The sequence below is a fragment of the Rhizobium sp. AAP116 genome, from assembly GCF_001295785.1.
GTDB lineage: Bacteria > Pseudomonadota > Alphaproteobacteria > Rhizobiales > Rhizobiaceae > Allorhizobium.
On the sequence record NZ_LJIB01000020.1, the window covers coordinates 115,034 to 138,302 of the forward strand.

At 62.0% G+C, this 23,269-nt stretch carries 27 protein-coding genes and 1 riboswitch; of the genes, 10 read left to right on the forward strand and 17 right to left on the reverse strand.

All coding sequences use genetic code 11. From position 1 onward, the window contains the following. Positions 1-21 precede the first annotated feature (21 nt). The 3 genes from IP85_RS12740 to IP85_RS12750 are packed head-to-tail and all read left to right on the forward strand — an operon-like array spanning position 22 to position 1,546. Positions 22-789: a heme ABC transporter permease gene (locus tag IP85_RS12740; RefSeq protein ID WP_054150055.1), complete on the forward strand. Its 768-nt coding sequence runs from the start codon at positions 22-24 to the stop codon at positions 787-789. After that, the gene (gene ccmD / locus IP85_RS12745) at positions 786-959 is read left to right on the forward strand and encodes a heme exporter protein CcmD (protein WP_054150056.1); all 174 of its coding nucleotides are present in this window, start codon (positions 786-788) and stop codon (positions 957-959) included. Before IP85_RS12740 ends, ccmD begins: the two co-directional genes overlap by 4 nt. Next, positions 956-1,546, forward strand: coding sequence for a DsbE family thiol:disulfide interchange protein (locus IP85_RS12750; protein WP_054150057.1), 591 nt, complete (start codon positions 956-958; stop codon positions 1,544-1,546). The genes ccmD and IP85_RS12750 overlap by 4 nt, the downstream gene beginning before the upstream one ends. Before the next feature lie 10 nt (positions 1,547-1,556). On the opposite strand, the gene IP85_RS12755 is transcribed toward IP85_RS12750, so the two are convergent. The 11 genes from IP85_RS12755 to IP85_RS12805 all read right to left on the reverse strand — a co-directional run bounded on the left by IP85_RS12755 (position 1,557) and on the right by IP85_RS12805 (position 12,233). After that, positions 1,557-2,147 carry a DUF2585 domain-containing protein gene (locus IP85_RS12755; RefSeq protein ID WP_082347674.1) on the reverse strand — a complete coding sequence of 197 codons (591 nt, stop codon included), beginning with the start codon at positions 2,145-2,147 and terminating at the stop codon, positions 1,557-1,559. Beyond that, positions 2,144-2,785, reverse strand: coding sequence for a septation protein A (locus tag IP85_RS12760; protein ID WP_054150058.1), 642 nt, complete (start codon positions 2,783-2,785; stop codon positions 2,144-2,146). The genes IP85_RS12755 and IP85_RS12760 overlap by 4 nt, the downstream gene beginning before the upstream one ends. 27 nt (positions 2,786-2,812) lie before the next feature. After that, the gene (gene ftsY, locus IP85_RS12765) at positions 2,813-4,165 is read right to left on the reverse strand and encodes a signal recognition particle-docking protein FtsY (protein WP_054150059.1); all 1,353 of its coding nucleotides are present in this window, start codon (positions 4,163-4,165) and stop codon (positions 2,813-2,815) included. A gap of 19 nt (positions 4,166-4,184) precedes the next feature. Continuing rightward, the gene (gene mtaB / locus IP85_RS12770) at positions 4,185-5,477 is read right to left on the reverse strand and encodes a tRNA (N(6)-L-threonylcarbamoyladenosine(37)-C(2))-methylthiotransferase MtaB (protein ID WP_082347675.1); all 1,293 of its coding nucleotides are present in this window, start codon (positions 5,475-5,477) and stop codon (positions 4,185-4,187) included. Then, a complete protein-coding gene (gene dapF / locus IP85_RS12775; protein WP_054150060.1) occupies positions 5,474-6,382 on the reverse strand; it encodes a diaminopimelate epimerase in 909 nt (302 codons plus the stop codon). The genes mtaB and dapF overlap by 4 nt, the downstream gene beginning before the upstream one ends. An 87-nt stretch (positions 6,383-6,469) precedes the next feature. Further along, entirely contained in the window at positions 6,470-7,075 is a 606-nt protein-coding gene (locus IP85_RS12780; RefSeq protein ID WP_054150061.1) for a thiamine phosphate synthase, read from the reverse strand. Further along, positions 7,072-7,848 (reverse strand): thiazole synthase, encoded by a 777-nt coding sequence (locus IP85_RS12785; RefSeq protein ID WP_054150062.1) that lies wholly within the window; start codon positions 7,846-7,848, stop codon positions 7,072-7,074. The genes IP85_RS12780 and IP85_RS12785 overlap by 4 nt, the downstream gene beginning before the upstream one ends. A 1-nt stretch (position 7,849) precedes the next feature. Next, a complete protein-coding gene (thiS, locus tag IP85_RS12790) occupies positions 7,850-8,047 on the reverse strand; it encodes a sulfur carrier protein ThiS (RefSeq protein ID WP_054150063.1) in 198 nt (65 codons plus the stop codon). Continuing rightward, the gene (gene thiO / locus IP85_RS12795) at positions 8,044-9,027 is read right to left on the reverse strand and encodes a glycine oxidase ThiO (protein ID WP_054150064.1); all 984 of its coding nucleotides are present in this window, start codon (positions 9,025-9,027) and stop codon (positions 8,044-8,046) included. Before thiO ends, thiS begins: the two co-directional genes overlap by 4 nt. Further along, entirely contained in the window at positions 9,024-10,862 is a 1,839-nt protein-coding gene (thiC, locus tag IP85_RS12800) for a phosphomethylpyrimidine synthase ThiC (protein WP_054150065.1), read from the reverse strand. Before thiC ends, thiO begins: the two co-directional genes overlap by 4 nt. Before the next feature lie 91 nt (positions 10,863-10,953). Further along, positions 10,954-11,084, reverse strand: a riboswitch (TPP riboswitch). A gap of 63 nt (positions 11,085-11,147) precedes the next feature. Further along, a complete protein-coding gene (locus IP85_RS12805) occupies positions 11,148-12,233 on the reverse strand; it encodes an MBL fold metallo-hydrolase (RefSeq protein ID WP_054150066.1) in 1,086 nt (361 codons plus the stop codon). 308 nt (positions 12,234-12,541) lie between these two features. Here IP85_RS12805 and ffh point away from each other — a divergent pair, with 308 nt between their 5' ends. From ffh to trmD, 5 genes are all read left to right on the forward strand, one after another. Beyond that, positions 12,542-14,113: a signal recognition particle protein gene (gene ffh, locus IP85_RS12810; RefSeq protein WP_054150067.1), complete on the forward strand. Its 1,572-nt coding sequence runs from the start codon at positions 12,542-12,544 to the stop codon at positions 14,111-14,113. A 10-nt stretch (positions 14,114-14,123) separates the two neighbouring features. Further along, positions 14,124-14,444, forward strand: a complete 321-nt coding sequence (locus tag IP85_RS12815; protein ID WP_006724273.1) for a chorismate mutase — start codon at positions 14,124-14,126, stop codon at positions 14,442-14,444. A gap of 64 nt (positions 14,445-14,508) precedes the next feature. After that, positions 14,509-14,883 carry a 30S ribosomal protein S16 gene (rpsP, locus tag IP85_RS12820; protein WP_054150068.1) on the forward strand — a complete coding sequence of 125 codons (375 nt, stop codon included), beginning with the start codon at positions 14,509-14,511 and terminating at the stop codon, positions 14,881-14,883. Between the two features lie 388 nt (positions 14,884-15,271). Then, entirely contained in the window at positions 15,272-15,850 is a 579-nt protein-coding gene (rimM, locus tag IP85_RS12825) for a ribosome maturation factor RimM (RefSeq protein WP_054150069.1), read from the forward strand. 7 nt (positions 15,851-15,857) lie between these two features. Further along, the gene (gene trmD / locus IP85_RS12830) at positions 15,858-16,550 is read left to right on the forward strand and encodes a tRNA (guanosine(37)-N1)-methyltransferase TrmD (protein WP_054150083.1); all 693 of its coding nucleotides are present in this window, start codon (positions 15,858-15,860) and stop codon (positions 16,548-16,550) included. Here the strand turns inward: trmD and IP85_RS12835 are convergent. Continuing rightward, on the reverse strand, positions 16,532-17,278 hold the full coding sequence (locus IP85_RS12835) for a sulfite exporter TauE/SafE family protein (RefSeq protein WP_054150084.1): 747 nt from the start codon (positions 17,276-17,278) through the stop codon (positions 16,532-16,534). The genes trmD and IP85_RS12835 overlap by 19 nt on opposite strands. Before the next feature lie 278 nt (positions 17,279-17,556). Here IP85_RS12835 and rplS point away from each other — a divergent pair, with 278 nt between their 5' ends. Next, positions 17,557-18,093, forward strand: coding sequence for a 50S ribosomal protein L19 (rplS, locus tag IP85_RS12840; protein ID WP_054150070.1), 537 nt, complete (start codon positions 17,557-17,559; stop codon positions 18,091-18,093). Positions 18,094-18,161: 68 nt separating this feature from the next. Here rplS and IP85_RS12845 read toward each other — a convergent pair whose 3' ends face one another. The 3 genes from IP85_RS12845 to IP85_RS22195 form a co-directional block, all read right to left on the reverse strand. After that, complete coding sequence (locus IP85_RS12845; protein ID WP_054150071.1) at positions 18,162-18,992, reverse strand: DMT family transporter; 831 nt, start codon at positions 18,990-18,992, stop codon at positions 18,162-18,164. 182 nt (positions 18,993-19,174) lie between these two features. Continuing rightward, positions 19,175-20,584 carry a 3-isopropylmalate dehydratase large subunit gene (leuC, locus tag IP85_RS12850; RefSeq protein WP_054150072.1) on the reverse strand — a complete coding sequence of 470 codons (1,410 nt, stop codon included), beginning with the start codon at positions 20,582-20,584 and terminating at the stop codon, positions 19,175-19,177. An 81-nt stretch (positions 20,585-20,665) separates the two neighbouring features. Then, entirely contained in the window at positions 20,666-20,806 is a 141-nt protein-coding gene (locus tag IP85_RS22195) for a hypothetical protein (protein ID WP_153763278.1), read from the reverse strand. A gap of 108 nt (positions 20,807-20,914) precedes the next feature. On the opposite strand from IP85_RS22195, the gene ppk2 reads away from it, so the two are divergent. Beyond that, on the forward strand, positions 20,915-21,808 hold the full coding sequence (ppk2, locus tag IP85_RS12855; RefSeq protein WP_054150073.1) for a polyphosphate kinase 2: 894 nt from the start codon (positions 20,915-20,917) through the stop codon (positions 21,806-21,808). A 4-nt stretch (positions 21,809-21,812) separates the two neighbouring features. Here ppk2 and IP85_RS12860 read toward each other — a convergent pair whose 3' ends face one another. Then, positions 21,813-22,820 (reverse strand): glycosyl transferase family 90, encoded by a 1,008-nt coding sequence (locus IP85_RS12860; protein WP_054150074.1) that lies wholly within the window; start codon positions 22,818-22,820, stop codon positions 21,813-21,815. Continuing rightward, positions 22,817-23,269 (reverse strand): amino acid ABC transporter permease (locus tag IP85_RS12865; RefSeq protein ID WP_156322868.1); only part of this gene is annotated, 453 nt, incomplete at its 5' end. The genes IP85_RS12860 and IP85_RS12865, both read right to left, overlap by 4 nt.

Here is a 23,269-nt window from a genome sequence, read left to right on the forward strand (position 1 = left end):
TGAGACAGGCTAGAACAAGGCATGACCGACAATAGCATCGCCCTGACCAAGATTATCGATCTCGCCAACCCGACGCGATTCCTCGCTTTTGTCGAGCGGGCCCTGCCGTGGTTTGTCGGCATCACCGCGCTCCTCTTTGTCGTGGGGCTATACCTTGGTTTCACGTCAGAGACGGACTACCAGCAGGGTGATACCGTGCGCATCATGTATGTGCATGTGCCTGCCGCTTGGCTCTCGATGATGTGTTATTCCGTGATGGCACTCTCGGCGATCGGCACGCTGGTCTGGCGTCATCCGCTGGCGGATGTCAGCCACAAGGCTGCTGCCCCGCTCGGGGCGGCCTTTACGCTGATTGCTCTCGTCACCGGTTCGCTGTGGGGCAAGCCGATGTGGGGCACCTGGTGGGTCTGGGATGCGCGCCTCACCTCGGTCTTCGTGCTGTTCCTGATGTATCTGGGCCTGATTGCGCTCAATCGCTCCATGGACGACCCGTCCAAGGCTGCGCGCGTCAGCGCCGTCCTGATCCTGGTCGGCTTCGTCAACATCCCGATCATCAAGTTCTCTGTCGACTGGTGGAACACGCTGCACCAGCCGGCCAGCGTCATGCGCCTCGATGGTCCGACCATTCATCCCGAGTTTCTCTGGCCGCTCCTCGTCATGGCTCTGGCCTTCACCCTCCTCTTCTTCACGCTTCATCTGATGGCGATGCGTAACGAGATATGGCGCCGCCGTGTCGGCGCACAGCGCCGCATGGCAGCCCGTCAGGCTGGCCGGGAGCATCAGGCATGACGCACGCCTTCTACGTCATTGGATCTTATGTACTGACAGCTGCCATCTGTCTCAGCTTGGCCGTCTGGATCTATCTCGACGGTCGGGCCCGACAGGCGGAACTGAAAGCACTTGAAGGACAGGGCATTCGCCGCCGTTCGGCCTCTGCCGGACAGGACACGTCGGCATGACCGAGCGCAGCGAAACCGAAGTAGCCGGTTCCAAGGGGCGTGGGCGGTACTTCATTGCCGCCTTGCCGCTCGTCCTGTTTGCCGGTCTGGCTGCCGTCTTCATGACCCAGCTTCAATCCGGTCGCGACGTATCGGAGATCCCGTCGGCGCTGATTGGGACCAAGGCACCGGTACTCGATCTTGCCGCTCTCGAGGGCTCCGAGCTCCCAGCACTGACCACGGCCGCCATTTCCGGCAAGCTGACGCTGGTCAACGTGTTTGCCTCCTGGTGCGTGCCCTGCCGCCAGGAACACCCGATGCTGCTCGAACTCTCCAAGGACCCACGCGTCAATGTCGTCGGGATCAATTACAAGGACCGCAACGACAACGCGCTGCGGTTTCTTGGCGAACTCGGCAATCCCTACGATGCGATCGGGGTTGATCCAAATGGCAAGGCTGCCATCGATTGGGGCGTCTATGGCATTCCGGAAAGCTATCTCGTGGGACCCGATGGCATGATCCTCTACAAGAAGGTCGGTCCCTTCGATCCGGAGAGCTTTCAGACCCAGCTGATGCCGGCGATCGAAAAGGCCCTGGCCGGCAGCTGAGCCTCCTCGATCAGAGAGCTCCCTGCCATGTCTTCACCGCCTCGATCGGCCAAACCAGCATGACGACGTTGAGCGTCAGGTTGTCTCTGATGACGATGGCCGTCAGGATTTCGAACGCGATCGTGAGCACCACCGTCAGCCAGATCGGCGCGCGCACCGCAAAGAAGAAACCGGCGATCATCGCGACCATATCCATCCCCGAGTTCAGGATGCTGTCGCCGCTATAGCCGACCGCCATGGTGGCCGTCCGATAGCGGTCGATGACAAGAGGCGAGTTTTCCAGGATTTCCCAGCCGGCTTCGATCAACGCTGCGAGCGCGAGCTTTGCCGCGAGCGGCTTTTTGCGCAGCACGAGCCAGCCGAGGCCATAAAAGAGAAAGCCGTGGATGATGTGAGACGGAGTGTACCAGTCAAACAGATGCTGGGAGTTTCCAGGCGTGTTCACGCCCGCTTCGAAAAGCTTCACATAGCCGCATTCGCAGATCCAGAGCCGCCCCATCAGATACTGGGAGACAATCTGAACGAGGATGATGACGAAGGTCACCGCCAGCCAGAAATGCGTCGTCGAGTTCTCGCCCGCCTGGCTGGTCGTATCGGTCATTCCGCTTCCTTCTCTTCCAGCGAGTGCTTCATGATCAGCGGCATCTGGGCGAGCGTAAAGAGGATGGTGATCGGCATGGTGCCCCAGACCTTGAAGCTGACCCAGACATCATCCGAAAAATTGCGCCAGACGACCTCGTTCAACACGGCGAGGAAGAGGAAGAAGATACCCCAGCGGAGCGTCAGCTTCCGCCAGCCTTCAGCGTCCAGCTGGAAGGCAGCGTTGAAGACGTAACCCAGAAGCGAGGTGCCGAATGCCAAGCCCCCGAGCAGAACGACGCCGAAGAGCGTGTTGACGATCGTCGGCTTCATCTTGATGAAGGTGTCGTCCTGGAGCCAGATCGACAGGCCGCCGAAGACCAGGACGACAATGCCCGAGACAAAGGGCATGACCGGCAGGTGCTTGAAGACGATCTTCGAAATGATCAGCGAGAGGATGGTTGCGGCCATGAAGAGGGCGGTTGCAATCAACAGCGGCCCGCCGATCGCTGTCAGCTCCGGAAATGTCCGGGCCAGCCATTCGCCGCGCAGGTTGCCGAAGAAGAAGATCAGGAGCGGCCCGAGTTCGAGCGCCATCTTCAACACGGGGTTTTGCTTTTCTGCCTTGGAGGCCTGGGTATCGGTGGATGTCTCCGACATGATGTCGTTCCCTAATGTTTCCGGCGCTCAGCGCGCGATGCCGGCAATGGCGCTGGCGAAGTCTTCCGCCTCGAAGGGTTCGAGGTCGTCGATGCCTTCGCCGACGCCGATGAAATAGACGGGCAGTTTGTGTTTTGCCGCGATGGCAACCAGGATGCCGCCGCGCGCCGTGCCGTCGAGCTTGGTCATGATCAGGCCGTTGACGCCCGCCACATTGCGGAAAATCTCGACCTGCTGCAGGGCGTTCTGGCCTGTCGTGGCATCCAGCGTCTGCAGCACCGTATGCGGCGCATCCGGATCCAGCTTGCCGAGAACGCGGACGATCTTTTCGAGTTCCGCCATAAGCTCCGTCTTGTTCTGCAGCCGGCCGGCGGTATCGATGATCAGGACATCGGATTTTTCCGCCTTGGCCTTCTCGAAGGCTTCATAGGCGAGGCCTGCGGCATCGGCGCCGAGCTTGGTGCCGATGAAGGTCGAGCCGGTGCGGTCTGCCCAGATTTTCAGCTGCTCGATGGCGGCCGCACGGAAGGTGTCGCCGGCGGCGAGCATAATCTTGAGACCCGAGCCCGACAGCTTGGCGGCCAGCTTGCCGATGGTTGTCGTCTTGCCGGTTCCGTTCACACCAACGACGAGAATGACATGCGGCTTGTGGCTGAGATCAAGGGCCAGTGGCTTGGCGACCGGCTTCAGCACCTTGACGATCTCTGTCGCCATGATCTTGGTGACGTCCTCACCGGTCACATCCTTGCCGTAGCGCTCGGAGGCGAGCGTGTCGGTGACGCGCAGGGCTGTTTCGACGCCAAGGTCGGCCTGGATCAGCAGGTCTTCCAGCTCCTCGAGCGTCTCGTCATCCAGCTTGCGCTTTGTGAAGAGCGCGGTGATCTGGCTCGTCAGCTGCGAGGAGGTGCGGAAGAGGCCGGCCTTCAGGCGCTGGAACCAGCTCAGTTTCTCTGCCGGGGCAGGGGCTTCGGGTTCTGGCGCCCTGGTCTCAGCGGTGGCGAAACCCTTGGGCAGGACGGGGACAACTGGCTCCGATACAGAATCCGAGACGGCTGTGGATTCACCTTCTGCCTCTGGCTCGTCGGCCGTCACTGCCTGAGCTTCGGCCTCGTCTTCCTCGGCTTCGGCCTCGAGCAGGTCTAGCGGCACCATTGAGAGATCTTCGGGCGACAGATCGTCCGCCGGTCCGCCGGCCGTTTCCATCTCTTCTGCGAGAACCGGGTCCTTGGCCACGACTAAATCTTCGTCGCGATCTTTCGGCTCGCTTTCGGCATAGATCGCAGCCTTCTCCTCGGCCGTCAGCTCCGCCGGTGCTGCGGGCGTTTCTGCCGGCTTCTCCTTGCCGAAGGTGAAGACTTTCTTGATGAAGCCGAGGGCCATGGTCACTCTATTCCGTCTCTCAGGCAGCCGCGTCAGCCGCTGCCGATACAATCGTCAGATGGCGACCGTTATGGCCGCCTATCGAGACCTCGACGAGGCTGCCAGGGTTCATGCCGGGCGCTGCAACGAGGGTGAAGTCTTCCGTATGCGCCATTTCGTTGCGCTCGACCAGCAGCTTCTGCCGGGTCCCGACACGCGAGGCGAGATGGATAGCCTGCAATTGATCGGCGACGGCCCGAAGGTCTGCGGCACGCGCCTTGACGAGTGCCCGGTCCAGCTGCGGCATGCGCGCTGCCGGCGTGCCAGGGCGGGGGCTGTAGGGAAAGACATGCAGGTGCGCGATGCCGATCTCCTCGGCAAGGCGCGCGGAGTTTGCTGCCATCTCCTCGGTCTCCGTCGGGAAACCGGCGATCATGTCGGCGCCGAAGGCAAAGCCGGGGCGCAGGCGCCGGACCTGCTCGGCAAAGGCAATCGCGTCGGCGCGCGAATGCCGCCGCTTCATGCGTTTCAGGATCATGTCGTCGCCATGTTGCAGCGACAGATGCAGATGCGGCATGAAACGCGGCTCGTCTGCAATCAGGTCGAAGAGATGGCTGTCCGCCTCGATGCTGTCGATCGAGGACAGGCGCAGGCGCAGGATTTCCGGCACCTGCTTCAGCAGTGTCTTGGCGAGAAGGCCAAGCGTCGGATTGCCGGGCAGGTCGGCGCCATAGCTCGTCGCATCCACTCCGGTCAGCACCACCTCGCGATAGCCATTTTCGACGAGCTTGCGCGCCTGCTCGACGACGGCGCCCATCGGCACGGAGCGCGAATTGCCACGGCCATAGGGAATGATGCAGAAGGTGCAGCGGTGATCGCAGCCATTCTGCACCTGCAGGAAACCGCGCACATGGCCGTCGATATGGGCCACCATCTGCGGTGCCGTCTCGGTCACGCTCATGATGTCGTTGACGGCCACCTTTTGTTCCGCCGAGACACCGAAATCCGGCAGGCGGCGGTAGTGCTCAGCCTTGAGCTTTTCCTCGTTGCCGAGGACGGCGTCGACCTCGGGCATATCAGCGAAGTTTTGCGCCTCCGTCTGGGCAGCACAGCCGGTGACGATGATACGGGCTCCCGGGTTCTCCCGGCGCGCCCGGCGGATCGCCTGGCGGGCCTGGCGCACGGCCTCCGAGGTGACCGCACAGGTGTTGACGAGGATCGCGTTGTCGAGGCCGGCCTTGGCGGCTTCGGCCTTCATGACTTCGGATTCATAGGTGTTGAGGCGACAGCCGAAGGTGATGACCTCGACGGCGCCTTTTTGCTCAGGCGTCACGGGGTGGCGGCCTCGGCCTGTACGCTCTCGTCACGCTGCCAGTCACCGGTTGCCGGATCGACCGTGCCCGACCATTCCCATTCGGCGGGACCGGTCATCACGACCTTGTCGTCTGGCCGCCAGTCGATGGTCAGCGTGCCGCGATTGGGGCTCGACGCCACCGTGATCGTTACTTTGCGCTCGGTGCGGCCGGTGCGCGCAGCAGACACGCCAGCGGCGCAGGCAGCAGACCCGCAGGCAAGCGTCAGGCCGGCGCCGCGTTCCCAGGTGCGTGTCACCATTGATGTCTTCGAGGTGACCTGGGCCAGCGTGATATTGGCCTTTTCCGGGAAGATCGGATGGTTTTCGAGGAGCGGCCCGAAACGTTCCAGGTCATAGGTCATCGGGTCGCGATCGACCCAGAACACAGCATGCGGATTGCCCATCGACATGGCCGAGGGCGAATGCAGGATCGGCGCGTCGATCGGACCGATCTGCAGCTCGATGCGGCTGGTGTCGTGGAATTCTTCCGAGAGCGGGATCTTGTCCCAGGCAAAGACTGGCTTGCCCATGTCGACGGAGATCGTGCCATCCGGATGCTCTACGGCGTTCAGGATGCCGGCGATGGTCTGGAAGGTGAAGCTCTTGCGACCGGTTTCGCTGGCAAGCGCCTGCACCACACAGCGGGTGCCATTGCCACAGGCCTGGGCTTTTGAGCCATCGCAGTTCAGGATGTCGATATAGGCGTCCGTGCCGTCGACCTTGGGATCATGGATGGCCATGATCTGGTCGAAGGCCGTTGCCTGTTCGGCGGCGAGCGCGACTGCGGCAGCCGGGGTCACCCGGTCGGTGCGACCGCGCATGTCGACGACCAGGATCTTGTTGCCAAGCCCGTTCATCCTAGCGAATTCGACCCGATCCGACATCGTCACTCCATACAACTGCACTTTCAGCCTATATGGCGGAAATACAGCCAAATTACCAGTAGAGCGACCAAAACCGCGCAACCATGGTCAACGCCATGGCTCGGTCACTTCAAGCCATTCCCGGGTTCGCGCCTCGGGATCGGCATGCAAGGTGATGTCTGTTACCACCGCCGCACTGTCGGCCCGTGCTGCAAAGACACCGGGAAGCCGGTCGGGGCGAAGCCCGCCGATCGCGACCAGGGGCAGGGGAGCTATCTTTTTCTTCCAAACGGTCAGCCGTTCCAGACCCTGCGGTGCCCAGGGCATTTTCTTCAGGATCGTCGGATAGACGGGGCCGAGGGCGACATAATCAGGCTTGGCGGCGAGCGCCGTTTCGAGCTCCGCCTCGTCATGGGTGGAGAGGCCGAGCTTGATGCCCGCGCTGCGGATCGCTGCGAGATCGGCCGTTGCCAGATCCTCCTGGCCGAGATGCACGAAGTCGCAGGCCTCGTCGATGGCGATCTGCCAGAAGTCGTTGACGATGAGCTGGCAGCCATGATCCTCGCAGCATTGCTTGGCGCGGCGGATGTGCTGGCGAAGCACGTTTTCATTGGCGTCCTTCATCCGCAGCTGCACCAGCTTGACGCCCTGCGGCACCAGCCGCTCGATCCAGGCGGCACTGTCGATGATGAGGTAGAAGGGATCGAGCTTCATGCGAAAACCCCCTTTCCGATGACGGGGGTGGATGGCACGGCCATGTCGCGCGGTTCCAGCATGCCGGCTTGATGGGCGATATGCCCCGCCTCGATCGCCTTGGCAAAGGCCTCGGCCATATCAGCCGGATCGCCGGCGCTGGCGACGGCGGTGTTGAGCAGCACGGCGTCATAGCCGAGTTCCATCACAACAGTCGCATGGGAGGGACGACCGATGCCGGCATCGACGATCAGCGGCACATCGGGAAATTCCGCCCGCATGGATTTGAGTGCCGGCAGATTCTGCGGCCCCATGGCGCTGCCGATCGGCGCGCACCAGGGCATCAGCACCCGGCAGCCGGCGGTGAGCAGCTTCTCGCCGACCACCAGATCGTCTGTGGTGTAGGGGAAAACCTCGAAGCCCTCGGCAACAAGGATCTTCGCCGCTTCCACCAGCTCGAAAACATCCGGCTGCAGCGTGTCGTGATGGCCGATCACCTCGAGCTTGATCCAGTGGGTGCCAAAGACCTCGCGCGCCATCTTTGCCGTTAGCACCGCTTCGCGGGCGCTGTGGCAGCCGGCGGTGTTGGGCAGAACCCGAACGCCGAGATCGCGGATCAGCTGGAAGAAGGCCCCGCCCGCCTTGCCGCCTGCGGTTTCCCGGCGCAGCGACACGGTGACGATCTCGGTCTTCGATCGCCGCACCGCCTCCGCCAGGATCGCGGGCGAGGGGTAGCGCGCGGTGCCGAGCAGCAGGCGCGAGGAGACGGTCTTGCCATAGAGTTCCAGGGCCATGTCAGCCTCCCTGCATGGGCGAGAGGATTTCGATCCGGTCGCCATCGTTCAAAGGATGGGCGGCACGCTCCTCGCGATGGACGAGCTCGCCGTTCACGGCGGTTGCCAGCCAGTCGCCCTCGTAGTCGAGCTGGGCGAGCAGATCGGCGAGGTTGCCCGCATCCAGCTCCAGGGCTTCTCCATTGACGGTGAGCTTCATGCGCTCCTCCTTCTCGCGGTTGCGTGTGTGGTCGTGAGCCTGTCCGCCGCCTCACGCGCCAGGGCTGGAGCCAGCAGAAAGCCGTGGCGGTGCATGCCGGCCACTGCCAGGCCTTCGGAGGTTTCGATGAGACGGGGCACATTGTCCGGGAAAGCCGGGCGGATGCCGGTGCCGGTTTCCACGATGCGCGCCTCGGCAAAGGCCGGGTGCAGCGCATAGGCGGTGTTCAGCAGCTCCATCATCGAGCGCGCCGTGATCGGTCCGTCATCGTCAGTCTCAATCATGGTCGCGCCCAGCATGAAAAGCCCGTTGCCGCGCGGTACTATGTAGAGGGGGTGGCGGGGATGCAGCAGACGCACGGGACGGGAGAGGCTCACCTCGGCCGTTTCCAGATAAAGCATCTCGCCGCGCACACCGCGCAATCCGTCGATCTCACCGATCGCCTGTGGTCCCCGGCAATCCACGACGCTCGCATAGCCTCCCGCATCACCGGCCTCTTCCCCGAAGCGGAATGAGACACCGAGCTTCCGCGCCGCCTGATGAAGACCCCGCAAGGCCTGGCGGGGATCGAGATGGGCCTCCTCCGAAAAGAAGAGGCCGCTGCCGAAACGCCCGGCGAGATCCGGCTCAAGGTCTGCGATCTCCTGCTCGCCCAGCCAGCGATGGCCGCGCGTGCGGGTCGCAAAGCGCTTGAGGTCGGCGAGATCGCGCGGATTGGCCAGCACCAGCGTGCCCTGGCGCTGGACGAGACCGGGCACGGCCTCGTCCCACCAGTCGGCGGCGGAAAGGCCTGATGTCAGCACGATCTCTTCCGCCGCCTCCCGCTCGCAATAGGGGGCGAGCATGCCGCCCGCCCAATGTGAGGCGCCAAGCCCGATATCGGCCCGGCGCTCCACGACCTCGACAGGGACACCCCTTCGGCCCAGTTCAACCGCGGTGGCAAGCCCGGCCACGCCCGCCCCCTTCACCAGAACGGTCATGACCGTTCCCCCGCCTCAAGCGCTTCGATCTCGTCCGACGTCATGTAGAGATCGCCGCCGGCGCGGTATTTCTCCGCCATGGCGGTCAGGCCCTCCTTCTGAGCCTCGGCGCGGATGTCATGCGAGATGCGCATCGAGCAGAATTTCGGTCCGCACATCGAGCAGAAATGCGCGACCTTGTGGGCCTCTTTCGGCAGGGTTTCGTCATGCATGGAGCGCGCGGTTTCCGGATCGAGCGACAGGTTGAACTGGTCTTCCCAGCGGAATTCGAAGCGGGCGCGGGAAAGCGCATCGTCGCGTAGCTGCGCTGCCGGATGGCCCTTGGCGAGATCGGCAGCGTGTGCCGCGATCTTGTAGGTGATGACACCCACCTTGACGTCGTCGCGGTCGGGCAGGCCCAGATGCTCCTTCGGCGTGACATAGCAGAGCATCGCCGTGCCGAACCAGCCGATCATCGCTGCCCCGATGCCGGAGGTGATGTGGTCGTAGCCGGGTGCAATATCGGTCGTCAGCGGCCCCAGCGTATAGAAGGGGGCCTCGCCGCAGGTCTTCAGCTGCTTGTCCATGTTCTCCTTGATCTTGTGCATGGGAACATGGCCGGGGCCCTCGATCATCACCTGGCAATCCTTAGCCCAGGCGATCTGCGTCAGCTCACCCAGCGTTTCGAGTTCGGCAAACTGGGCGGCATCATTGGCATCGGCAATCGAGCCCGGACGCAAGCCATCGCCCAGCGAAAAGGAGACATCGTAAGCGCGGCAGATGTCGCAGATTTCCTCGAAATGCTCGTAGAGGAAGCTTTCCTTGTGATGATGCAGACACCACTTGGCCATGATCGAACCACCGCGTGAAACGATGCCGGTGACGCGGTTGACGGTCAGCGGGATGTAATGCAGCCGCACGCCAGCATGGATGGTAAAATAGTCGACGCCCTGCTCGGCCTGTTCGATCAGCGTGTCGCGATAGACCTCCCAGGTCAGATCCTCGGCAATGCCGCCGACCTTCTCCAGCGCCTGGTAGAGCGGCACGGTGCCGATCGGAACAGGCGAATTGCGCAGGATCCAGTCGCGGATGTTGTGAATGTTGCGCCCGGTCGAGAGATCCATGACCGTGTCGGCTCCCCAGCGGATCGCCCAGACCATCTTCTCGACTTCCTCGGCCATGGAAGAGGTGACGGCCGAGTTGCCTATATTGGCGTTGATCTTCACCAGGAAATTCCGGCCGATGATCATCGGTTCGAGTTCGGGATGGTTGATGTTGGCGGGGATGATGGCCCTCCCTGAGGCGATCTCCTGGCGGACGAATTCCGGCGTGACGTGATCCGGGATAGCGGCGCCGAAGCTTTCACCGTCACGGACAAGCGCTTCCTTCGCTGCCTTGCGGCCGAGGTTTTCTCGGATCGCGACAAATTCCATTTCCGGCGTGATGATGCCGGCGCGGGCATAGGCGAGCTGTGTGACGGCCTTGCCGCCCGTTGCGCGAAGGGGTTGATGTTTCACGGGAAACACCGGGGTCATCTTGTCGGCAGAGACGAAGCCGTTGTCTTCGGGCTTGATCGCGCGGCCGTCATAGGCCTCGACATCGCCGCGTATCTGGACCCAGGCTGTCCGGTGCCGCGTGAGGCCTTGATCGATTGCGATAGTGGCTTGCGGATCGGTGTAGGGTCCCGATGCGTCATAGACATTCACAGGCGGTTCGCCGGAGGTTGGGTGCAGGGTGATCTGGCGCAGGGGTACGCGAATGTCCGGATGGATGTCTCCGGGCAGAAAGATCTTGGTCGAGGCGGGAAGCGGACCGGTGGTGACGTCGGGCCTGTCGAAATGCGGGGCAATGTTCATCATGGAGCTCCAAGTGTTGAGGTTGGAGACCCAGTCATGTCAGCCGGAATGATGGAAAGACGCCACGGGATTCGGATTCCGAATCGTCGTTTTTGCAGCGCTCGCACCGTCCCTACGCCAGTATGAACTGGATCAGGTTCAACGGGTCATCGCGCTGCTTGTCCCTTGCGGTTTGGCGTAGCGAAATCTCAGCCCCTTGTCGGGACACCCCTGGTGAATGCATTAAGTCTGGCCAAAAGCGTTAGCCGTGTCAACGCGGCTCTTGTCTCTTGGGGATCTTGGCCCTCAAGCGTTTGTGAGAGGCACCTCGAACTGCTGGCCGGGTCGCAATCCCTTGAAGCGCTCATTGCTAATGCCGGCCGCAGACATGGCTACGCCGAGTGCCTTCGGCGGATCGTCGATGCCTTCATTGGTCAGCTGGAACGTGCCGAAATGGTGGCCTATGCCGAAGGCCGCGCCGCTCAAGCGGAAGCCTTCGATCGCTTCTTCCGGGTTCTGGTGCTGCGCCTTCATGAACCAGCGCGGCTCGTAGGCGCCGATCGGCATGATGGCGATCCTGATGTCGCCATGCTTTGCCTTGATCTCGCGATAGTGCTTTCCTTCGGCATAGCCGGTATCGCCGATGTGATAGATCTTGCCGCCTGGCGTCTCGATGACGAAGGCTGCCCAGAGCGCCATGCGCCGGTCGCCCATACCGCGCGCCGACCAGTGATGGCAGGGCTCGCAATGGATGGCCACACCCTTACCGATCTCGACCCGGTCACCCCAATCCATGACATCAGCCACCATGCCCGGCATGTCGTCGCGCATGATGGTGTCGTTGCCGAGGGTGGTGACGATGCGCGGATTGTCCCGTCTGAAGAGGCGCCTCAGCGTTGCAGTGTCGAGATGGTCGTAGTGATTGTGGGTGACGATCACGATGTCGATCTTTGGCAAGTCGTCGAAGGTGACGCCCGGCGGATTGTTGCGCTTCGGTCCGGCAAAGGAGACGGGGCTTGCGCGTTCCGACCAGACCGGATCGGTCAGGATGTTCAGGCCGGCCGTTTGGATGAGAAGCGTCGCGTGGCCGACCATGGTGACGACGAGCCGTCTGTCTTCGACACGGGATTCCGGCTTCGCCGTTACGACATCGGCAGCCTGGGCCGGTCTTGGCCACTCGATCTTGCCGCCGCCGAACTGCCAGCGGAGCAGATCGGAGAAGCCACGTGGCTCTTCGCCGCCCGGGTTGAAGAACACCTTGCCGTCGAAATGGTCGGAGATCGGACCGGAATAATAGCGGTTGCCCGCATGGGCCTCGCGCAAGCCGAGACCTCCGAGTGTTGCGGCAACGAGGCCGAAGCCCGACCATTTGAGAAAGCTGCGTCTGTTCATGGCTTACCCATATGTGGTTTTGTCAATTCTACGGCAATAGGCCCGCCACAGATTGCTGGATGCAGCGGATCTCCCGAAAAATCGGGGCTTTGCTTGACTTCCCGACCGTTTTCCTGTTTATCCGCCACAATCTGCGAAGAGACGAGCACTCCGAGCCGCCGACCGGGACCCGAACAGGTATAAAGAGATCCCGGAGGTCAACACCCGACAGCGCGTTGCGCCCTCGGGTGCTTTTTGGCTTTGCGTCTTGTTTTCCGCGCGGAGAAGACCGAGGTTTGGGGTTCCCCGAACCATGCAAGGAAGAGCCGATGTTTGAGAACCTCCAGGACCGTCTTGGCTCCATTCTGAATGGACTGACCGGCCGTGGCGCACTGTCCGAGGCGGATGTCTCGGCTGCTCTGCGCGAGGTCCGTCGTGCCCTTCTTGAGGCCGATGTTGCTCTCGAGGTGGTCCGCACCTTCACCGACAAGGTTCGTGAAAAGGCTGTTGGCGCCTCGGTCCTGAAGTCGATCAAGCCCGGGCAGATGGTCGTCAAGATCGTCCATGACGAGCTGGTCGAGATGCTTGGCACCGAAGGTGTGTCGATCGACCTCAATGCCGCAGCTCCCGTTGTCATCATGATGGTCGGTCTGCAGGGCTCGGGTAAGACGACGACATCGGGCAAGATCGCCAAGCGGCTGACGGATCGTGACAAGAAGAAGGTCCTGATGGCCTCGCTCGACACGCGTCGTCCGGCCGCCCAGGAACAGCTGCGTCAGCTCGGCGTGCAGACCGGCATCGATACCCTGCCTGTTATCGCCGGCCAGTCGCCGACCGATATCGCGAGCCGCGCCGTCCAGGCCGCGAAGCTCGGCGGCCATGACGTGGTCATCCTCGACACCGCCGGCCGTACGCATATCGACGAGCCGCTGATGATGGAAATGGCCGAGATCAAGTCTCGCGCCAAGCCGCATGAAATCCTGCTGGTCGCAGACTCGCTGACCGGTCAGGACGCCGTCAATCTCGCCCGCAATTTTGATGAACGCGTCGGGATCACCGGCCTCGTTCTGACCCGCATGGACGGCGATGGCCGCGGCGGTGCGGCGCTCTCGATGCGCGCCGTCACCGGCAAGCCGATCAAGCTGATCGGTGTCGGCGAGAAGATGACGGAGCTCGACGAGTTCCATCCCCGCCGTATCGCCGACCGCATCCTTGGCATGGGCGACATCGTCTCGCTGGTCGAGAAGGCTGCCGAGAACATCGACGCGGACAAAGCCCGCGCCATGGCCGAGAAAATGGCCAAGGGCAAGTTCGACCTCAACGACCTCGCCGAGCAGATCAAGCAGATGCAGGCCATGGGCGGCATGGGCGGGATCATGGGCATGATGCCGGGCATGGCCGGCATGAAGGACAAGATCTCGGCCGCCGGCCTCGATGACAAGGTCTTCAAGCGCCAGCTCGCCATCATCTCCTCGATGACCAAGGCTGAGCGCGCCAATCCCGACGTTCTGAAACATTCCCGGAAGAAGCGCATCGCGGCCGGTTCCGGCACGGACGCCTCCGACATCAACAAGCTCTTGAAGATGCATCGCCAGATGGCCGACATGATGAAAGCCATGGGCGGCAAAAAGGGCGGCGGCATGATGAAGCAGATGATGGGCGGCCTCGCTTCGAAGATGGGCCTCGGCGGCATGGGTGGCGGCATGGGCATGCCGGATCTGTCGAAGATGGATCCGAAGCAGCTCGAGGCGCTTGCCAAGCAGGCGGAAGCGGCCGGCATGAAGCCTGGCAGCTTGCCAGGTCTGGGTGCTGGTGGCCTGCCGGGTCTTGGTGGTCCGAAGCTTCCCGGCCTCGGTGGTGGCGGTTTCCCGGGCCTTCCAGGCCTGCCGAAGAAGAAGTGAGAGGGCGCCGATGATTGATCCGTCCGTCAAGGAACAGCTTTCCGGCTATCGCCAGTCGATCGACAATATCGATGCGGCGCTGGTCCACATGCTGGCGGAACGCTTCCGCTGCACCAAGGCCGTCGGCGTGCTGAAGGCCACACACGAATTGCCGCCCGCCGATCCGGCGCGCGAGGAATACCAGATTACCCGCCTGCGCCGTCTGGCTCAGGATGCCAATCTGGACCCGGATTTCGCCGAGAAGTTCCTGAACTTCATCATCAAGGAAGTCATCCGGCATCATGAAGCCATTGCCGCCGAACATGGCGGTGCAACCGAAAAGACCGCCTGACGGCGGCCTCAACAAGAACAGGGTTTGCTGCGGCGACCTGAACTAAACCTCAAGGAGTATTCACATGTCCCTCAAGATTCGTCTCGCCCGCGGTGGTTCCAAGAAGCGCCCGTATTACCAGATCGTCGTTGCCGACGCCCGCGCACCGCGCGACGGCCGCTTCCTCGACAAGGTCGGTTCCTGGAATCCGATGCTCGGCAAGGACAACGAAAAGCGCGTCGAGCTGGACGCAGACGCCATCAAGGCCTGGGTTGCCAAGGGCGCCCAGCCGACCGACCGCGTTCTGCGCTTCATGGCTGAAGCCGGTCTCGCCGAGCGCGCGACCCGCAGCAACCCGGACAAGGCAAAGCCGGGCAAGAAGGCTCAGGAGCGCGCTGCCGAGCGTGCCCAGAAGGCTGCTGACGCTGCTGCTGCCGCTTCGGAAGCTGCTGCAGAATAATCGGCATAAAGCCGTTTCCAGCGGGCGGTGGGTCATCCCACCGCCCGTTTTTGCGTTTTCTTTCCGGTCGCTTCCGCCTGATACCAAGTGTCAATGATAGGAACCGATAGGATGGCTTATTGTGGGTTTCTGGCTAGGCGCGGCGCGCCGGGCGATGCTGTCGCATCGGTCAAGCGGCGCAACAACGCCAGAGGCCCACAATAAGCCACCTTTGGTCGGCTTCCCGCCCGTTCTGGCGTCGTCGAGTTCCTTGACCGATGCGCCAGCATCGCTCTTCGGACCTCTCCTAGCCAGAAAGGGCGGTCGAGCCGATCCTATGGGTTCCTATCATCGACACTTGGTATAAAAGGAATGTCGAACCGAGGTGTGTGCAGGACCGTTCCCACTCATGAGCAAGCTTGAAAATCCGATACTGATGGCCGTGATCGGTGCCGCCCAGGGGCTCCGGGGCGAGGTGCGGGTCAAGACCTTCACCGAGGATCCGCTCGGTCTCGGTGACTATGGCGTCCTCTATGCGGCTGACGGGCGAAAATTCGAGATCCTCGAAATCCGTGACGGCAAGACGGTTGCCGTTGTGCGTTTCCGCGGGATCAACGATCGCAATGCCGCTGAAGCACTCAACGGCACCGAGCTTTTTGTCGATCGTGATGCGCTGCCGGATGACGATCTCGACGAGGACGAATTCTACTACGCCGATCTCGAAGGTCTCGAGGTCTATGATGCCGAGAACAATCACTATGGTGCTGTGACCGCCGTCTATGATTTCGGCGCCGGTGACCTGCTCGAGTTGAAGGGCCCCGGCAAGCGCCCCGTGCTTATTCCCTTTTCCGAAGCGGCCGTGCTCGAGATCGATCTCGAAGGCGGACGCCTGCTTGTCGATCCGATTGCAGCGGGCCTGAAGGATGACGGGGAAGAGAAGCCTTACGGCAATGCCGGCGGCAAGCCGCGGCCGAACAATGGCCGCTGACCGCGCCATGCCCTTCAAGGCCTCCATCCTGACGCTCTATCCGGACATGTTTCCCGGCCATCTCGGACTGGCCTTGGCGGGCCGGGCGCTGGAGCGGGGCGACTGGGCGATCGAAGCAGTCCAGATCCGCGATTTCGCCGAGGACAAGCACCGCAGCGTTGACGATACGCCGTCGGGCGGCGGTGCCGGGATGGTGCTTCGGCCCGATGTGCTTGCGCGCGCAATTGATTCCATAGCCGACGATGGACGGCCGCGGCTGCTGATGAGCCCGCGCGGTCGTCCGCTGACGCAGGAACGTGTTCGGGAACTCGCTGAAGGCGAGGGCGTAGTCATCGTCTGCGGTCGTTTTGAAGGCGTCGATCAACGGGTTATCGATGCGCGCCAGCTCGAAGAAGTCTCGATCGGTGATTACATTCTTTCCGGCGGCGAGCCGGCAGCGCTGACGCTGCTGGATGCAGTGGTGCGCATTTTGCCCGGCGTGATGGGCAATCAGTTGTCCGGCGTGCATGAAAGTTTCGAGGGCGGGCTGCTCGAACATCCCCAATACACGCGCCCCCAGGTCTTCGAGGGGCGGGAAATTCCCGAAGTGCTGACGTCGGGAAATCACGCAGCCATTGAAAAATGGCGCCATGAGCAGGCGGCGAAGCTCACCCGCGAACGGCGCCCTGACCTGCTGCCCAATCAGCCGGTCAAGAAGTAGTAGGCGGCAAGGCCAAGTCCGGCCGCCACGACCAGCCAGCGCAGCACGTTCTGCGGCACTTTCTTGGCCATCGCGACGCCTGCATAACCGCCCATCGCCACAGCGGGGATCATGATGGCCGCATGCAGCCAGGATAGTGCGCCTGCACTGGCGAAGATCACGATGGCGACGGCCGCGATAACGATCGACAGGAAGTTCTTCAGCGCGTTCAGCCGGTGATAGTCGCCGCCGCTTGCCAAGCCCAGCGAGGCGAGCATCATGATGCCCATTCCAGCGCCGAAGAAGCCACCGTAAAAGGATGTGACAGCCTGCATCACAAGGCCCAGAGGGCTTGCGGGATGGCTTTCGCCCTTCGTCTTCGGCCTCAGCTTCGGGCCGGCTGCAAAAATAGCGGTCGCACCGAGCAGCAGCCAAGGGACCATGGAGCGGAAGGCCGGGTTCGACAGCGAGATCAGGAAGAGCGAACCGCCAACCGCTCCGACTGCCGAAACGATGCCGAGCACAATTGCGCCGCGCTTCATCTCCTTGAGCTCGGCGCGATAGGCAAGCGTAGAGGTGATATAGCCCGGAAACTGCGTGACCGATGAGGTCGCGTTGGCGCTGATCGGGGGAAGGCCGGCGAGGGTCAGCGCGCCGAAGGTCAGGAAGGTCCCACCGCCCGCAATGGCATTCACTGCTCCCGAAAGAAAGCCGGATGCGAAGAGCAGGGCGATCAGAGCCATAGACATGCGAACTATCTCCACCGTGATGAGGAGGACGTGATAGGAGGAGAGTTCCTGCGCCGCAAGGCTTCGCACGGGATCGGCCATGCAAAAATTCGCCGCGTTAGGGGTGACAAGCGGAGCGTCTTGGTGTATTGGCCGCCTCGGAAATGGGCTCTTCGCCCGTCTGCCACAACAAAGAACTGCGAATTCGCTCCGGCCCGTCAGGGTCAATATCCTCAGGCTCGTTCCAAGGGATCATCGTTGAGCGCTCTGGCTGTTTCAGAAGAAAACCGAGGTTAGACATGAACATCATTCAGCAGCTGGAAGCCGAGCAGGCCGCCAAGATCGAAGCCAAGCGCAAGCTTCCGGAATTCTCCCCGGGCGACACGGTCCGCGTCAACGTTACCGTCAAGGAAGGCAACCGTACCCGCGTACAGGCCTATGAAGGCGTTTGCATCGCTCGTTCGGGCGGCGGCATCAACGAGAGCTTCACGGTTCGCAAGATCTCCTACGGCGAAGGCGTCGAGCGCGTATTCCCGGTCTACTCGCCGCTCGTCGAAAGCGTCGAAATCGTTCGCCGCGGTAAGGTCCGTCGCGCCAAGCTCTACTACCTGCGCGATCGTCGCGGCAAGTCGGCTCGTATCGTCGAGAACACCGGCACCCGCGCTCGCAAGCTGAACGACGCCGAACGCGCCGCCGTTGCCGAAGAAAAGGCACGTCTGGAAGCCGAGAAGGTCGCCGCAGCACAGGCACTGGCCGCCGAAAAGGCAGCAGCCGAAGCCGCTGAAAAGGCCGCTGCCGCTGAAGCTGCAGCAGCCGCAGAAGCTTCTGCCGAATAAGCAGCTGCCAGCATACGAAATGACGAAAGGCTCCGGTTTCCGGAGCCTTTTTTCGTTTGGGCGGTCTGTCAGAGACTGACGCTGATAGCGCCGCCGGCCACGATGACGCATGCCACCAGGCGCCGGAACGTCAGAGGCTCACCCAGCAGTAGCGCGCCGATCAGAACCGCGAAGACAACGCTCGTTTCGCGCACCGCCGTGACGAGGCCCGCCGGGGCATAGGCGTAGGCCACGACGACGAGGCCATAGGCGAACATGGCAACGACGCCTCCGCCGGCCGCCTTCCAGGTCAGCGGCGAGCGCAGGTCGATCACCAGGCCCCTGCGTGTCACGGCAAAGGCGATCGTGATCATGATGCCAAAGAGAAAGAGCACCCAGAGAGCATAGGCGATGGGTTCTTCGACCAGCTTCACGCCGCGCGAATCGACCGTCGAATAGCAGGCGATGATGAGGCCGGTCGTCAGCGCAAAGAGGATCGACGAAGTTGCAGCCCGGGTTTTGCCCAGCGACAGGCTCATGATGCCGGTCGCGATCAGGATCACGCCCAGTGTTTGCCAGGGTCCCAGTACCTCACCAAAGAAGACGAGGCCACCCAGCGTGACAAGCAGAGGCACGGTGCCGCGAACGATGGGATAGACCTGGCCGAGCTCGCCATGCCTGTAGGCTGCGACCAGGAACAGGCTGTAACCCACCTGCAGACCTGCCGAGGCCAGGATATAGGGCCACGCGGCGGCGCCCGGGATGGCAACGGTAAAGAGTAGGGGAAGCGTGATGATGCTTCCGGTCAGGCTCATGACGGTGATCGACCAGAGTCGATCGGCTCCGGTCCTCAAGAACGCATTCCAGCTGGCGTGCAGGATCGCGGCGACGAGCGCCAGCCCAATGGCAACGGCACTCACGATCGCGACCGGCGGTGCGAGAGGGCAAATTCACTGATGTTCATGGGAGTTCCGCGGGCGGTATGTGACAGTTTTATGACATCGCGACGATAGCCGCTTCGCCTGCCTTTGCAACTGGGCGCCAAAAAGAAACCGCCCGCTTTTCAGCGGACGGTCATTGATGTCATCAGTCTGATGCCGACTTACTTGAAGCTGCGGATGTCGACGAAGTGGCCGGCAACGGCGGCTGCGGCTGCCATGGCCGGCGATACCAGGTGGGTACGGCCCTTGAAGCCCTGGCGGCCTTCGAAGTTGCGGTTCGAGGTCGAGGCGCAACGCTCGCCCGGCTTCAGGCGGTCGTCGTTCATGGCGAGGCACATGGAGCAGCCCGGCTCGCGCCAGTCGAAGCCGGCAGCCTTGAAGATCTTGTCGAGGCCTTCGGCTTCCGCCTGTTCCTTAACGAGGCCAGAGCCCGGAACGATCATGGCGGAAACAGTCGAGGCGACCGTCTTGCCTTCGACGACCTTGGCCACTTCGCGCAGGTCCTCGATGCGGCCATTGGTGCAGGAGCCGATGAAAACGCGATCAACCGCGATATCAGTGATCTTGGTGCCCGGCTTCAGGCCCATGTAGTCGAGTGCACGCCATTTGGAGGTGCGCTTGTTTTCATCCGCGATCTCATCCGGGTTGGGAACGACGCCTTCGACCGAGACGACGTCTTCCGGCGAGGAACCCCAGGAGACGATCGGCGGCAGGTTGGCAGCGTCGAGCACGACGACGCGATCGAAATGCGCGCCTTCGTCGGACTTCAGCGTCTTCCAGTAGGCAAGCGCCTGCTCGAGGGCTTCGCCCTTGGGCGCGCGCGGCTTGTCCTTGATGTATTCGAAGGTCTTTTCGTCAGGCGCGATGAGACCGGCGCGGGCACCGCCTTCGATCGTCATGTTGCAGACGGTCATACGGCCTTCCATCGACAGGGCTTCGATCGCTTCGCCGGCGAACTCGATGACGTGGCCGGTGCCGCCGGCCGTGCCGATCTCGCCGATGATGGCGAGGATGATGTCCTTGGCCGTGACGCCTTCGGGCAACTTCCCGTCGACGCGCACCAGCATGTTCTTCGCCTTCTTCTGGATCAGCGTCTGGGTGGCGAGCACGTGCTCGACCTCGGACGTGCCGATGCCATGCGCGAGTGCACCGAAAGCGCCATGCGTCGAGGTATGGCTGTCACCGCAGACGATGGTCATACCCGGCAGGGTAAAGCCCTGTTCCGGACCGACAATGTGCACGATGCCCTGACGCTTGTCGGAAGCCGAGTAGTATTCGACGCCGAATTCGGCTGCGTTGGTGGCAAGCGCCTCGACCTGGATGCGGCTTTCCTCGTTCTTGATGCCGAGGTGGCGGTCCGGCGAGGTCGGGACATTGTGGTCGACGACTGCCAGCGTCTTCTGCGGGGCGCGGACCTTGCGGCCTGCCATGCGCAGACCTTCGAAGGCCTGCGGGCTCGTCACTTCATGCACGAGGTGACGGTCGATATAGAGAAGACAGGTGCCGTCGTCCTGACGATCGACGACGTGGTCGTCCCAGATCTTGTCGTAAAGGGTGCGAGGTGCGCTCATGGGTGAGTTCCATCCAGACTGAAGTAACGGGATTTCTTGAAGTGTGAGGTCTTATCGCGCCGGTTGTCCGGTCGCAGGAGCTCAGCCGCGAAGGCTCGCAAGGGCCCCTTGAACGCGCGCGAAGAAGCGTGCCGGCAGACGCTTGTGGTCCTGCAGCACGATGAACTGGTTCGCGAGGCATCCGAATTTCGATCCCATGACCGGCGTCATACCAGTTTTCATGAATGTCGGCAATTGCTTCGAGTGCCCCATGACATGCGACTGTCATGAAGCTTTCTTGCAAGCATGATTGATCTTCGTCAGTATCGAACTCCATTCGGAACCGGCGCCATGAACGAAGAGATCCACCGTATCAAGACCGAACTCCTCGACAGCTTCGACGAGGAGCTGGAGCAGCAGCTGGAGGAGGATAGGCTCGACCAGCTCGTCGCCGACGGCATGTCCGAACCGATGATCGACCGGAAGATCTACTTTCGCGAACTCTTTCGCCTCCAGCATGAGTTGGTTCGCCTGCAGGACTGGGTTCAATACAAGAAGCTGAAAGTGGTCGTGCTGTTCGAGGGCCGTGATTCGGCTGGCAAGGGAGGCGCGATCAAACGCGTGACCCAGCGGCTCAACCCGCGCGTCTGCCGGGTCGTCGCCCTGCCGGCGCCGACCGAGCGCGAGCGCAGCCAATGGTACTTCCAGCGCTATGTGCAGCATCTGCCGATGGCGGGTGAAATGGTGCTGTTCGACCGCTCCTGGTACAATCGCGCCGGTGTCGAGCGGGTCATGGGTTTCTGCACGCCGGACGAGCTCGAAGAGTTCTTCCGCTCCGTCCCGGAATTCGAACGCATGCTGGTGCGCTCCGGCATCATCCTCGTCAAATACTGGTTCTCGATCACCGACGAGGAGCAGGAATTCCGCTTCCGGATGCGGATCAACGATCCCCTGAAGCAGTGGAAGCTCTCGCCGATGGATCTCGAAAGCCGGGTACACTGGGAAAGCTATACCCGCGCCAAGGAAGAGATGCTGGAGCGCACGCATATCCCGGAGGCACCCTGGTGGGTCGTCCAGGCCGTCGACAAGAAGAAGGCGCGTCTCAACATGATCGCGCATCTGCTGAAGCAGGTGCCTTACGAGCATGTGCCGAAGGAAACGATCGAGCTTCCCGCGCGGGTGCGCAATGAGGACTATATCCGCCATCCCGTGCCGGCTGACATGTATGTCCCTGAAACCTATTGACGGTTCATCCAGGCTGAAATTCGTGCGTCTGCTGAAAGAAAAGGTGGCTGAAGGCTGACGGGGGAAGCTGTCCCGTCGCTTCGAAATATTTCTGGAGCACCAGCAGGGAGATCTTGCGCTCGGTCTTTCGATCGCAGAACGAGGCAACATACGCATTGGCGTTCGCCACGATGTCCTGTGCCCAAAGCGGATCCCGTTCCAGCGCCGCAATCTTGTCTTCTAGGTCGCTGAAATCGGGGCGCACCTCGACGAAGTGGCGGTCGGGGATCAGGCCGCCTTCCATGAACCATGTCTCGCAGCGCCCCTTCGGCATCACGCAAACACTGCCGGAGGCCATGATCCATTTCAGGTTGGTGGCGACATCGAAACCCTCGATGGACAGGATATAGCGATAACCCATCTGGTCCTGCGGGCTCAGAAATCCTTTTGACCTGAAGCCCTCCTTGGTGTCCCCGACATGGCCGACATCGGCAAACGCGCTCTCATGATGCCGGCGGAGCAGTTCAGAGCGCAGCGGATTGTTGAGCGCTCCGCGCCACACGGCCATGGGCTTCTTCTTCTCCCAGGGCGTGTCATCGTAGCACAGCCGGAAATGCCTGAGCTTGTCGAGGTTCAGAAGCACGGAGTTTCCGTTCTCCCCGTCAGTCGGGCGACTTTTGACAAGGCTTGGCGCGTTCGGAACCCAGGTCACGTCACCGAAGAGATAGTTGACCTTCAGTTGGGTGGGAAAGTAGCGCAGATACTCGTCCAGATCGAAGTAGTAGCGGCTCCGGCCTCGATCGACTGCATCAAGCCTCACACCCGGTTTTGCGGCACCGTGACCCAACTTGTTGCAGTAATTCGCGCGCCGAACGAGTTCATCTAGTTCCGGCGCGTCTTCCAGATCGCGCAGGATCGACTTGCTTCTTTGTAGAAACCACTCCCTCGGCAACGCGTGACGGGCAATTCCCGTCGCATAATAGCGGACCCGGTTGATGGTCGTCGCTGTGCCGCCAAGTGAAGGGAGCTTCATCCGCGACGCTCCCTCATGCGCTGTTCAAAGCCTCGCAGGAGGATCGACAGGCCGATTGTGAGCACCAGATAGACATAGGCCACGATTGAATAGGTCTCGAAGAAGCGAAACGAGCCGGAGGCGTAGACCTTGCCCATCTGGGTGATGTCGGCAACCCCGAGGACCGAAACGAGGGATGAATCCTTCACCATGGCCACGAAGTCGTTCGACAGAGGTGGGAAGATGACGCGGATCGCCTGAGGGAAGACCACCAGACGAAAGCGCTGGCCGCGGCTCAAGCCAAGCGCCTTGGCCGCCTCGATCTGACCCTTGTCGATCGACTGGATCCCGGCGCGGAAGATTTCGGCGATGAAGGCCGAATAGCCGATCATCAGCGCAATGATCGCACGCCACATCAGGGAGATGTCACGCACCACCATCGGCTCGGCAAGGCCCGCCGATACGAGGGG